The sequence below is a fragment of the Ornithinimicrobium sp. genome, assembly GCF_051004135.1.
Lineage (GTDB): Bacteria > Actinomycetota > Actinomycetes > Actinomycetales > Dermatophilaceae > Ornithinicoccus.
Genome location: NZ_JBPCKQ010000083.1, coordinates 1 through 11350, shown reverse-complemented (window position 1 = coordinate 11350; position 11350 = coordinate 1). Strand labels below are relative to the sequence as shown.

Here is an 11350-nt window from a genome sequence, read left to right as displayed (position 1 = left end):
TCAACGACGGCACCGTGGGAGCCGGCCCCCAGCCGGCCGGCTGACGGCATACCCCGCGCGGGCGTATGCTGCGAGCGCGCCACGAAGACGAAGTCCGGTGAGAGCCCGGCACTGTCCCGCAACGGTTGAGCCGCCCCTCGCGCATGCTGAGGTGGCGGAGGAGTCCGGTCGAACTTCCTGGTCGCGAACCACACACCCTCGAGGACCAGGGTCGGTTCGAATCGGCAGCCCCTGTCGTTCGAGCAATCTCTCCTCGACCGACAGGAGGACCACCATGCCCCCCATCCGCCTGATCAGTGCCTCTGCGGCGCTGCTGCTCGTGCTCGCCGGCTGCACGACCGAATCCACCGAGTCCTCCGGAGAGGGCGGCGACACACCCTCGTCCGCGGGTGCCGACACCTCCGCCCCTGCGGACGGCGGGTCGGCGACCGACACCGACACCGACGCCACGGGCGCAGCGCAGGACTTCCCCGTCACCGTGGAGTCCTCGGCCGGCGCCATCACCCTGGACGAGGCACCGCAGCAGATCGTGTCGCTGTCGCCTTCGGCCACCGAGATCCTCTACGCCATCGGCGCCGGCGACCAGGTCGTCGCCGTCGACAGCTACTCGACCTACCCCGAGGGGACGCCGGTCACCGACCTGTCCGGCTTCGACCCCAACGTGGAGGCCATCACCGGCTACGAGCCGGACCTGGTCGTGGTCGCCAACGATGCCAACGACCTCGTGGCCTCCCTGGGCGAGCTGGACATCCCGGTCTACGTCAACGCCGCTCCGGCCGACATCGAGGGTGGGTATGCCGGGATCGCCGACCTCGGGGTGCTCACCGGGCATGTGGATCAGACCGCGCAGACCGTGGCGACGATCCGCGATGAGGTGGACGCGGCGCTGGCCAAGGCTCCCGAGGCCCCGGTCCGGGTCTACCACGAGCTGGACGACACCTACTTCTCGGCCAGCTCCTACGGGTTCGTCGGCTCGGTCTACGAGGCGCTGGGTGCCACCAACATCGCCGACGAGGCCGACGCCGACCAGACCGGCTTCCCGCAGCTGACGGAGGAGGCGATCATCGCCGCCGACCCGGAGGTCATCGTGATCACCGACCAGGTGGACTACACGGAGCAGGACGTCGCAGACCGGCCGGGGTGGCAGGACATCACCGCGGTCCGGGAGGGCAACATCGTCACCGTCGACGCCGACATCGCCTCGCGCTGGGGGCCGCGGATGCCGCAGTTCATCGACGCTGCGGCGCAGGCGCTGAGCACCGCCGCCGTCCCGGCCGGCTGACCGCAGAGCGACTCACCGCATACCCGACCGACTGACAACCGACGGACACCACAGATGCTGACCACCACCGCTCGCTCCCCGCACCGGGACGATGCCGACGACCCGGTGCAGCGCGCGGCCGCCCGCGCGTTCAGCCTGTCCGGGTCGGCCCTGGCCGGTGCTCTGGTCATGCTGGTGGCGGTCGGACTGTTCAGCGCCACCACCGGGGCGGCCGGGCTGCCGATCGGCGGAGTCGTCACCACCCTGCTCGACGCACTGCCGCTGTTGCGCCTGGACTCCGCGTTGACGACCCAGCAGCAGGCGATCCTGTGGCAGATCCGGCTGCCCCGGATGGTCCTGGGCATGCTCGTCGGTGCGGCACTCGGGATGGCCGGGGCCGCCTTCCAGGGGGTCTTCCGCAACCCGCTGGCCGATCCCTACCTGCTCGGAGTCTCGGCCGGGGCAGGCTTCGGTGCGGTGCTCGCGCTGGGCTTCGGGCTCGACCTGGGCTGGGGTCCGTTCGGTGCCGTGCCGGCCGCGGCCTTCCTCGGTGCCTTGGTGGCGGTGCTGGCCTCGGCGTCGGTGGCGCGCGGAGCGTTCGGCTCGCCGGCGACGCTGCTGCTCAGTGGGGTGGCGATGGCCGCGCTGTTCTCCGCTGCCCAGACCTATGCGCTGCAGAAGCTCGACGAGACCCGGGCCCGCGAGGTGCTGTCCTGGCTGTTCGGGCGACTGGCCACCAGCGGCTGGGACCAGGTGCTCATCCTGGGCCCCTACGTCGTGCTGTGCGGTGGGGTGCTGTTGCTGCACCGTCGGCACTTGGACGTGCTGCGCGTCGGCGACGACGAGGCCCGTGCCCTGGGTCTGAACCCCACCCGCTCCCGGCTGGTCGTGATCACGGCGGCCACCCTGTTGACCGCGGCCGCCGTGTCGGTCAGCGGGTTGATCGCCTTCGTCGGGCTGGTCGTCCCACACGTCGTGCGGATGCTGACCAGCCACAGCTACCGCGTGATCCTGCCGCTGTCCGCCCTGGTCGGCGGGGCCTTCCTGGCCGCGGTCGACGTGGGGGCCCGCACCGTGGTCGCGCCCTCGGAGCTGCCGGTGGGCGTCATCACGGCCCTGGTCGGGGCACCGTTCTTCGCGTTCGTGCTGCGCCGTGGCCGCAAGGCGGGGATCTGAGTATGTCGTCCGCCGCCGTGGTGCCACAGGTGCCTGGTTCCATCGACTCATCGGGGCGCCGGGTGACTCTGCGGGCGACGGGGCTGGCCGTCACCTATGCAGGGACAGCGGTCCTGAACGGCGTCGATCTCGAGCTGCGCTCCGGAGAGTGGCTCGGCGTGATCGGACCCAACGGGGCCGGCAAGTCGACGCTGTTGCGCACCCTGGCCGGGCTCACCGACCACCGGGGCAGGGTCTCGCTGGCCAACGGGAGCAAGCCCACCGCCACGGATGTGTCGCTGATGCCCCAGACACCGCTGCTGCCCGAGGGGATGTCGGTCATCGAGTACATCCTGATCGGGCGCACCGCGCACCTGCGCTGGTTGGAACGGGAGTCCCGGTCCGACCGTGTGATCGCGGTCGAGGTGCTGCGCAGACTGGATCTGGAGCACTTCGCGGATCGCCCGGTGCGAGCGCTGTCCGGCGGTGAGTCGCAGCGCGTCGTGGTCGCCCGCGCCTTGGCCCAACGAGCCCCGATCATGCTCTTGGACGAGCCCACCAGTGCCCTCGACCTCGGCCACCAGGTGGAGGTGCTCGACCTGGTCGACGACCTGCGTCACGACGACGGCCTGGGGGTGGTCGCCGCGATGCACGATCTGACCACCGCCGCCCGGTTCGCCGACCGGCTGATGCTGCTGGACCAGGGCGGGGTCGTGGCCGTCGGCACTCCGCAGGTCGTGCTGGACCCCGAGCTGCTGTCGCGGGTCTACGCCACGCCGCTGACGGTGCGCGTCATCGACGGTGAGCGCGTCGTGCTGCCCGCACCTCGCTCGCGCGGCGCCTCCACCACGCACCGGAAGCAGGTGTCGTGACCAGCACGCCATCCCCCGGGGACCCAGTGGCGAGCATCCACGTCGACGGCTCGGACCCCGACAGCCCTACCCCCGACAGCCCTGCCCCCGACAGCCGAGCGCAGCGCGAGCACGACGCGCCGCGCACCAAGCGCCCCTACGACCGGCGTGCGCTGCGCTCCGCGTCCTCGCTCGTGCTGGTCAACACCGGGCACGGCAAGGGCAAGTCGACCGCGGCGTTCGGGACCCTCGTGCGAGCCGTGGCCCGGGACTGGCCCAGTGCTGTCGTGCAGTTCCTCAAGAGCGGCACCTGGCATACGGGCGAGGAGAAGGTGTGCCGTGGCCTGGGCGTTGAGTGGTTCTCCGCCGGCGACGGCTTCAGCTGGGACTCCGCGGACCTGGACGAGAGCCGCGCCAAGGCGGTTGCGGCCTGGGTCTTCTCCCAGGAGCTGATCCGTGCCGGGGCGCACCGGCTGATCGTGCTCGACGAGGTCAGCTATCCGATGTCGTGGGGCTGGATCGACCCGGCCGAGGTCGCGGCGACGCTGAGCGACCGGCCCCAGGACACCACCGTGATCCTCACCGGACGCGAGATGGCCCAGGAGGTCATCGACGTGGCCGACACGGTGACCGAGATGGTCAAGGTCAAGCACGCCTTCGACCAGGGCATCCGGGCGCGCAAGGGCATCGACTATTGAGCGGCGCGCGACGACCGGATGCTCACCCTGACGACGCCGCCCTGAGCCTGGCCGGGTCGACCGGGTCGACCGGGTCGGCCGGGTCGTCAGGGAGGGTCGGCGGAGCCCTGTTGGTCGTCGGGGCCACCAGTGGTGCCGGGAAGTCGACGGTCGCTGCCGCGCTGTGCCGCGCCTGGTCCCGGCAGGGCCGGTCGGTGGCGCCGTTCAAGGCTCAGAACATGTCCAACCATTCGGCCGTCACCCCCGACGGCGGGGAGATCGGGCGGGCCCAGGCGCTCCAGGCGCTCGCGGCCGGCGTCGAGACCGACCGCCGGATGAACCCCGTGCTGCTCAAGCCCACCCGCGGAGGCTCGAGCCACCTCGTGGTCCTGGGTGACGAGGCCGCCACCACCGACGCGCGCAGCTACGGCGACACCGCGCGCGAGCTGCGCGGGGTGGTGCTCGACGCGCTGACTGGGTTGCGCCACGAGCACGACTGGGTCGTCGCAGAGGGAGCCGGCGGGGCAGCCGAGATCAACCTGCTGCCGCGCGACCTGGTCAACCTGCCGCTGGCCGCAGCGGCCGGCATACCCGCACTGTTGGTCGTCGACATCGACCGGGGTGGAGCCTTCGCGGCCGCGCACGGCACGCTGGACCTGTTGCCGCAGCGGTTGCGGCGTCAGGTCGTGGGCATCGTGTTCAACCAGTTCCGCGGGGACCCCACCCTGCTCGCTGACGGCATCGCCGAGCTGACCCGCCGCGACGGGGTGCCGGTGCTGGGGGTCCTTCCGCATCTGAGCGAACACCCGATGCTGGGCGTGGAGGACTCCCTGGACCTGCCGGCGACCACGTCGGCCGGCCACGCAGGGTCGCCCCGACCGGTGCGGGTGGCCGTGATCCGGCTCCCGCACCTGGCCAACCCCGCGGACCTCGACCCGCTCGTGCTGGAGCCTGACGTCGAGCTGCGCTGGGTGAGTGGTCCGGGTGGTCTGGAGGACGCCGACCTGGTCGTGATCCCCGGCAGCCGGGCAACCGTGGCCGGTCTGACCTGGTTGCGCGAGCGTGGTCTGGACCGGGCGCTGCGGCATACCCGGGCTTCGGTGCTCGGCCTGTGCGCGGGCTACCAGATGCTGGGGGAGTGGATCCACGACGACCTGGAGTCCGGGCAGGGCGCGGTCGCCGGGCTCGGCCTGCTGCCGGTGACGACGACCTTCCGGGCGCCCAAGGTGGTCACGCGGAGCACGGGGTCGTCCGTTGGACCGGAGGGGACCGAGCATCCGGTGACGGGCTACCAGATCCGCTGGGGCCGGCCCGACGGTGGACAGCGGCCGTGGCTGCAGCTGGACCAGGGAGGGCCCGGCCCGGATGACTGCGGGCCCGGCCCGGCTGGTCCAGGTCCGGAGGGGGGTAGCGGCCAGGAGGGGCAGAGCAGCCCGGACGGTCGGGTGCGCGGCACCAGCCTGCACGGGGTCCTCGACGCCGATGGCTTCCGTGCCGCACTGCTGGGCGAGGTCGCCGCAACCCGTGCGCGTTGCTTCACGCCCACCGCCCGTGGGTATGCCGACGCGCTGCAGGACCATGTCGAGCACCTCGCCGACTGGCTCGAGGGGCATGTCGACCTGGAGCGGCTGAGCGCGCTCGCAGCCACCGCCGCAGCGCCCGACGAGCGACCCGGATGGTGACCCGGCAGACGACCTCGGGGACGGCCGGACCGAGGTCCGAGCGGGCTCCCAACCTCGCGCCGCCGGAGGGCGAGCACCGGGGGGTCCTGTGGTGGCGGCTCGACCCCTCCTGGAGCGCGTTGTCCTCGGCGCCGGTCGGGGGTGGGTGGAACCACGCGCAGTGGCTGGTCAACGTGGGTGTGCCGCTGGACTACGCGCGCACGGACCTGGTGGAGCACGCCGGGGAGATCGTCCGCGGACTCGGACTGCTCGATGGCGGAGTCGGGCGGGGAGCAGGCGGGCAGAGCAGGAGCGGCCCGGGAGCTGGCGGACAGATCAGGACCTGTCAAGGGATCGCGCTGTTCACCGCGGCCGACGTGAGCCAGGTGCAGCACGTCGAGCGCGACGGGGTCGCGGTCTCGGCGACGGTGGGGGTGACCAAGCCGACCTGGGCAGCCGACGCCTCGGGTGGCTGGTCGCCCTGGACGCCGGGCACCATCAACCTCGTGGTGCAGCTGCCGGTGGCCCTGCACCCGGGGGCGATGGTCAACGCGGTGATGACCGCGACGGAGGCCAAGGCGCAGGCGTTGCTGGAGGCGGGGGTTCCGGGCACCGGGACGGCCAGCGACGCCGTGGTGGTGCTGTGCCCCGGTCGCGGTGACCTCGAGCCCTTCGCCGGGCCCCGCTCCCCCTGGGGGTCCCGGCTCGCCCTCGGCGTGCACGACGCGGTGCGGGCCGGCCTGGCGGTGGGCTCGTGCTGACCCTGGTGCTGGGCGGCACCCGGTCGGGCAAGTCCGCGCTGGCCGAGCAGCTGGCTGCGCAGACGGCTGCAGACCTCGGGGCGGTCGTGACCTACGTCGCGACGGCCGTGGTGGACCCGCACGACCAGGACCACGTGCGGCGGGTCGCCGCGCACCAGGCGCGCCGGCCGCCGAGCTGGGCCACGGCCGAGTGCGCACAGGCCGACGACCTGGTCGACCACCTCCGGGGCCTGGACGGGGTCGTGCTGGTGGACTCCCTCGGCTCGTGGCTGGCGCGGCACCCTGACTTCGAGGTGGACCCCACCCCCCTGCTTTCGGTCCTACGCGCGCGCACCCGGCCCACGCTGCTGGTCTCCGAGGAGGTCGGCCTCGCCGTCCACCCACCCACGGCGCTCGGGCGGCGCTACGTCGACGCGCTCGGTGTGCTCAACCAACGGGTGGCGGCGATCGCCGACCGCGCGCTGCTGGTCGTGGCCGGGCGCACGCTGGAGCTCGGCCCGCCCTCCCAGCGCCCCCCGCCCTCTCAGCGCCGCCCTTCCGGCCCGCCGGATCCGCATACTCTCGGCGAGACGGGCCGATGAGCCGGGTCCCTCGGCCCGCACTCGGCGTCGCGGCAGGGCTGCTGCTCGACCGGCTCCTCGGTGAGCCGCCGGCGTCGCTGCATCCGGTGGCTTGGTTCGGCAGGGTCATGACGCGGTGGGAGTCGGTGGTGTATGCCGATAGGCGCGGCCCCGGTGTCGCGTATGCCGTGTCTGGTGTGGCACTGGGTGTCTTCGCCGCCGCGTCGGTGCGCTCGACGGCACTGACTGTCGCCGTCTGCGTGGCCGGGCGCGAGCTGCGCCGGGTCGCCGCCGTGGTGGAGTCGCACCTGCTGGTCAGTGACCTGGAGCAGGCCAAGGCCGCTCTGCCGTCGCTCGTGGGGCGGGACCCGAGCACGCTGGACGCCTCGGGTGTGTCCGCAGCGGTGATCGAGTCCCTGGCCGAGAACACGGTCGATGCCGTGCTGGGCCCCATCGTCTGGGGCCTGCTGCTGGGTGCACCGGGGGCGGCTGCCTACCGAGCGGCCAACACGATGGACGCCATGGTGGGGCACCGGGGTTCCCGGTACGGCCGCTTCGGCTGGGCATCGGCACGGCTCGACGACGCGGCCGGGTGGGTGCCGGCCCGCATCTTCGCCGCTTTGGTGGCGCTCGTGCGGCCGCACTCGGCATACCGGATCGCGGTGCTGGTGCGGCGGGACGCCCGCGCCCACCCCTCGCCCAATGCCGGGGTGGCCGAGACGGCGGTGGCTGCTGCGTTGCGGGTCGAGCTGGGCGGGCCGCTGCGCTACGGACCGATTGAGCAGGATCGCCCGCGGCTCGGCGACGGGCCACGCCCCGAGCCCCAGGACATCGCGGCGACGATGCGGCTGACCGACGACGTGGAGCGCGCCGCCCTCATCCTGCTGCTGGCGCTGTGGTGGCTCGGACATTCAAGGAGCGCTCGATGACTGACTCACCGTTTGCCGCTGCGCCGGCGCTGGACGCCGCGGCGATGCACCGGGCGCGGCAGCGCTGGGCCACGCGAGCCAAGCCCCTTGGCTCGTTGGGGCGTCTGGAGGACCTCGGCGTCCATCTTGCCGGGGTGACCGGGCGATGCCCCCCATCGGTGCCGGGCCGGCCGCGGATCGTGGTCTTCGCCGGCGATCACGGGGTGGTCGCCGACGGTGCCAGCGCGTGGCCCGCCGAGGTGACCGGGGCGATGATCGCCTCGATGACGCAGCAGGGGGCGGCGATCAACGCCTTCGCCGGCGTGATCGGAGCGAGCATGACCGTCGTCGACGTCGGCGTCGCGGGGCCGCGGGGGGCGGTGCCGGGGGTGCGGGATGAGCGGGTGCGCGACGGCACGGCAAGCATCGCCCGGACGGACGCCATGAGCATCGAGGAGGCCCGGGCCGCCCTCGACGTGGGCAGGCAGCTGGCCGGGGAGTGCATCGCCGAGGGCGTCGACAGCCTGATCGGAGGCGAGATGGGCATCGGCAACAGCACGTCGGCCGGAGCGCTGATCGCCTCGGTGACGGGCGCCTCCGCCGAGGCCGTCACTGGAGACGGCGCAGGGGTGCCGGCAGCGGGCTTGACGCACAAGCGGGGACTGGTCGCTTCGGCGCTGCGACGGTCCTCACGCGTGGACCAGCCCCTGCAGCGGCTGGCTGCGCTCGGTGGGTTGGAGATCGCGGCGCTGGCCGGCTGCTACGTCACCTCCGCGGCGCAGCGCGTCCCGTTCATTGTCGACGGGGTGATCGCCTGCGCGGCGCTCTGCGTCGCCGACACGCTCTCACCGGGAACTGCCGCTCATGCGATTGCCGGGCACCGCTCGAGTGAGCCCGGCGCTGCTCTCGCCTTGCGGCACCTGGGCCTGGAGCCGCTGCTGGACCTGCGGCTGCGACTGGGGGAGGGCACCGGCGCGACCCTGGCGTTTCCGCTGGTCCGAGCGGCGGCGGCGGCCCTGGAGGGAATGGCCGACCTGCCGGCGGGGCCGGCGTAGGTCCCGCCCCGAGCGTGATCAAGGGTGCGGCGGGACGTGATCAAGGGTGCGACGGGACGGTATACCTCGTCGTGGGGCTTGAGCTCAGGTGCGCTTGCGGCTTCCGCTGGCCCCCTCGGCCACGCCGATAAGCAGGAAGGCGGCGATGATCGCGACGATCGCGCCCAGCCAGTTGAGCTCCCACACGTTGCCGGTGCCGAGCGCGTTGGCCACGACGCCACCGATGAGGGAGCCGACGACGCCGAGCAGCAGGGTCATCAGGATGCTGAGGTTCTGCTTGCCTGGCTTGATCAGCCGGGCGACGGCGCCGACGAAGAGGCCGAAGACGAGGAAGCCGATGATGGCCATGGGTGAACTCCTTAAGTGGTGTGGCTCGAGGTGGCCGAGACAGGGAAGACCCTACGTCAGCGCCGACCCACCGGCCTGCTGGCCCCGGTGCCACCGTTAGGAGGGTGCTGCCCTCAGGGCGGTGTTGCCGTCAGGACGATGCGGAACCCTTGTCTTCGACGCGAGGACTGGCCCCCTGCAGTCGGTCGATGTGTTGGGACGCCTCCGCCTTGGTCATGTCGGCGGGCAGCTGCTCGCCGGCCTCCCGGGCCAGGGTGTCGAGGTAGCTGCGCTGGGCCTGGGTGATCGGCTCGTCACCGGTCACCCAGTCGTCAGGGTCGCGCTGCACGTCGGTGGCAGAGTCGCTCGCGGTCTCCGGAGTGGGCGCCCCGAGCATCTCCTGGTCGTGGTCCTGCTGCTGATCGCTCATGACTTGAACGGTAGACGAAGGCACCGACAAGCGCCGGGCGGGGGCTCCCGGACACTCGGTCCGATCCGTTCGCTCATTCCCGGCGGCTCAGGGCTGACTCCTTGTGGGCCGCCCCGGAGCTTGTCTTGTCCGACTCGACGATGTAGTAGGGGTCGTCCTCGGCAGGTCGGAACTGCTGACCCTTGAACTCGAAGTCCTCGGTCCGCTTCTCCTGGACCGTGCCGTGCGTGGTGCCCTGCGAGGTGTTCCAGGAGACCTTGTCGCCCTTGCTGAATGCCATCCCCTCACGGTAGGTCCGCACCCGCGGTGGCGCGCGTCGGATCGCGCCTGGGTCGCGCGGAGCTCGCTCGTCCGAGCGTCTGTCGGCGTGGCCTCAGGCGTCGAACTCGTCGGCACCGACCTCGGGTTGTCCCTCCTCGATGGCGCGGACGACTCGGTCGGCGACGACTTGGGGTTTCAGGCCCTCGGGCAGCTTCGGCGGCTGCCCCGACAGCGACCTGGTGACCAGGCCGGTCTCGGTGTGCGGCGGTCGCACGTCGATGACCGAAATCTTGGACCGGCGCAGCTCTCGGACCAGAGCCCGGTCGGCGGCACTCAGCGCCGCCTTGCTGGCGCTGTAGGCGGCCATGCCGGGCATCGGCTGGCCGGCCACGACAGCGGACACGTTGACCACGAATCCGCTGCTGTCCGCCAGCATGGGCGCAACCCGACGCAGCAGCCACAGCGGACCGATCACGTTGGTCATGAACAGCTCCTCGATGACCGCATCCTCTGTGTCGGTGAGGCTGCCGAAGGCCACCACACCGGCGGCGTTGACCACCCCGTCGAGGCGGCCGTAGGCCTCGCGAGCGGCATCGACCAAGGTCTCACCCGCAGTGGCGTCGGTCAGATCGGCGACGACGACGGGTGCGTCGGCGATGCCCGCGTCGCGCAGACGCTGCTCGTCACGGCCCATCAGCATGACCCTCGCGCCGCGTTCGTCCAGAGCGCGGGCGATGAGCGCGCCCAGCACGCCGCTGGCCCCGACGACGGCGACGACGGATCCATCAAGTGTGTGACCAGGCATGACGTCACTCTAGACGCGGCTCGATGATCACCGGCGGATGCCCCGTGCCGGCCCCGGGGCAGGACGACCCGCTCGGCGTAGGCTTGCGGGCATGCCCGTGTCACTCGGCTCAGATGTGGCCACCGCGCCGGTCGCGTCCCTCGGCCTCGTCGGTGGCTATCTCCTCGCACGGGAGTCCGGCAGCCGACCGCTCGGCGGGGTGGTGTCGGGGCTGGCCGGGGCGTATGCGGTGCGCACCTGGGCTGTCCGGGACGGTGCCCTCACCGCAGCGGTGCTGGGCTCGCTCTACGTCGCAAGTCTCGTCGCCTCGCACCCTCTGGCCAAGAAGGTTGGTGCGTGGCCTTCTGTGCTCGGTGCCGCTGCCTTCACCACGGGAGTCGTGCATTTGGTGTCCGACCGACGACGCTGAGCTGACGCAGCGGGCAGATCAGAAGGGTGGGGGGTCGTGGGCCGGTGGTGGTGGGGGGGTGGGGTTGATGAGCTCGTCGGGGTCGGGTTGTCCGGGTGGGGGTCCGGGGCGGCGGCGTCCGTCGGTGTGGTGGAACAGGGTCAGCGGGCGTTCGTGGCCGTAGCGCCAGGCGTCTTCGTCGTCGTCGATGGCTTCGAGCCATTGGTCCATGCCGGTGCGGGTGGACAGG

Annotated in this window: 14 protein-coding genes and 1 pseudogene; 10 read left to right on the top strand and 5 right to left on the bottom strand. The window is 72.2% G+C overall.

Annotation, left to right across the window (positions count from 1 at the left end; genetic code table 11):
* Nucleotides 1-274 precede the first annotated feature (274 nt).
* From ACR2FV_RS04875 to cobT, 9 genes are read left to right on the top strand one after another with little or no spacing between them, the layout of a single operon-like run.
* Nucleotides 275-1282, top strand: coding sequence for an ABC transporter substrate-binding protein (locus ACR2FV_RS04875; protein ID WP_434014577.1), 1008 nt, complete (start codon nt 275-277; stop codon nt 1280-1282).
* 54 nt (nt 1283-1336) lie between these two features.
* Nucleotides 1337-2437, top strand: coding sequence for a FecCD family ABC transporter permease (locus ACR2FV_RS04870; RefSeq protein WP_434014576.1), 1101 nt, complete (start codon nt 1337-1339; stop codon nt 2435-2437).
* A 29-nt stretch (nt 2438-2466) separates the two neighbouring features.
* Nucleotides 2467-3288, top strand: a complete 822-nt coding sequence (locus tag ACR2FV_RS04865) for an ABC transporter ATP-binding protein (RefSeq protein WP_434014575.1) — start codon at nt 2467-2469, stop codon at nt 3286-3288.
* A complete protein-coding gene (gene cobO / locus ACR2FV_RS04860) occupies nt 3285-3965 on the top strand; it encodes a cob(I)yrinic acid a,c-diamide adenosyltransferase (RefSeq protein WP_434014574.1) in 681 nt (226 codons plus the stop codon). The genes ACR2FV_RS04865 and cobO overlap by 4 nt, the downstream gene beginning before the upstream one ends.
* Nucleotides 3962-5626, top strand: coding sequence for a cobyric acid synthase (locus tag ACR2FV_RS04855; RefSeq protein WP_434014573.1), 1665 nt, complete (start codon nt 3962-3964; stop codon nt 5624-5626). Before cobO ends, ACR2FV_RS04855 begins: the two co-directional genes overlap by 4 nt.
* Nucleotides 5620-6366, top strand: coding sequence for an adenosylcobinamide amidohydrolase (locus ACR2FV_RS04850; RefSeq protein ID WP_434014572.1), 747 nt, complete (start codon nt 5620-5622; stop codon nt 6364-6366). The genes ACR2FV_RS04855 and ACR2FV_RS04850 overlap by 7 nt, the downstream gene beginning before the upstream one ends.
* A complete protein-coding gene (locus tag ACR2FV_RS04845; protein ID WP_434014571.1) occupies nt 6360-6947 on the top strand; it encodes a bifunctional adenosylcobinamide kinase/adenosylcobinamide-phosphate guanylyltransferase in 588 nt (195 codons plus the stop codon). The genes ACR2FV_RS04850 and ACR2FV_RS04845 overlap by 7 nt, the downstream gene beginning before the upstream one ends.
* Nucleotides 6944-7855, top strand: coding sequence for a CobD/CbiB family cobalamin biosynthesis protein (locus ACR2FV_RS04840; RefSeq protein WP_434014570.1), 912 nt, complete (start codon nt 6944-6946; stop codon nt 7853-7855). Before ACR2FV_RS04845 ends, ACR2FV_RS04840 begins: the two co-directional genes overlap by 4 nt.
* Complete coding sequence (gene cobT, locus ACR2FV_RS04835) at nt 7852-8889, top strand: nicotinate-nucleotide--dimethylbenzimidazole phosphoribosyltransferase (protein ID WP_434014569.1); 1038 nt, start codon at nt 7852-7854, stop codon at nt 8887-8889. Before ACR2FV_RS04840 ends, cobT begins: the two co-directional genes overlap by 4 nt.
* 84 nt (nt 8890-8973) lie before the next feature.
* On the opposite strand, the gene ACR2FV_RS04830 is transcribed toward cobT, so the two are convergent.
* From ACR2FV_RS04830 to ACR2FV_RS04815, 4 genes are all read right to left on the bottom strand, one after another.
* Nucleotides 8974-9237, bottom strand: coding sequence for a GlsB/YeaQ/YmgE family stress response membrane protein (locus ACR2FV_RS04830; RefSeq protein ID WP_434014568.1), 264 nt, complete (start codon nt 9235-9237; stop codon nt 8974-8976).
* A 130-nt stretch (nt 9238-9367) separates the two neighbouring features.
* On the bottom strand, nt 9368-9646 hold the full coding sequence (locus ACR2FV_RS04825; protein WP_434014567.1) for a DUF3072 domain-containing protein: 279 nt from the start codon (nt 9644-9646) through the stop codon (nt 9368-9370).
* A gap of 73 nt (nt 9647-9719) precedes the next feature.
* Entirely contained in the window at nt 9720-9926 is a 207-nt protein-coding gene (locus tag ACR2FV_RS04820) for a DUF2945 domain-containing protein (protein WP_434014566.1), read from the bottom strand.
* A gap of 93 nt (nt 9927-10019) precedes the next feature.
* Entirely contained in the window at nt 10020-10712 is a 693-nt protein-coding gene (locus ACR2FV_RS04815) for an SDR family NAD(P)-dependent oxidoreductase (protein WP_434014565.1), read from the bottom strand.
* A 91-nt stretch (nt 10713-10803) separates the two neighbouring features.
* Between ACR2FV_RS04815 and ACR2FV_RS04810 the strand changes: the two genes are divergently transcribed.
* On the top strand, nt 10804-11121 hold the full coding sequence (locus ACR2FV_RS04810) for a hypothetical protein (RefSeq protein WP_434014564.1): 318 nt from the start codon (nt 10804-10806) through the stop codon (nt 11119-11121).
* An 18-nt stretch (nt 11122-11139) separates the two neighbouring features.
* Here the strand turns inward: ACR2FV_RS04810 and ACR2FV_RS04805 are convergent.
* Nucleotides 11140-11350: pseudogene (locus ACR2FV_RS04805) on the bottom strand (hypothetical protein); the annotation flags it as partial.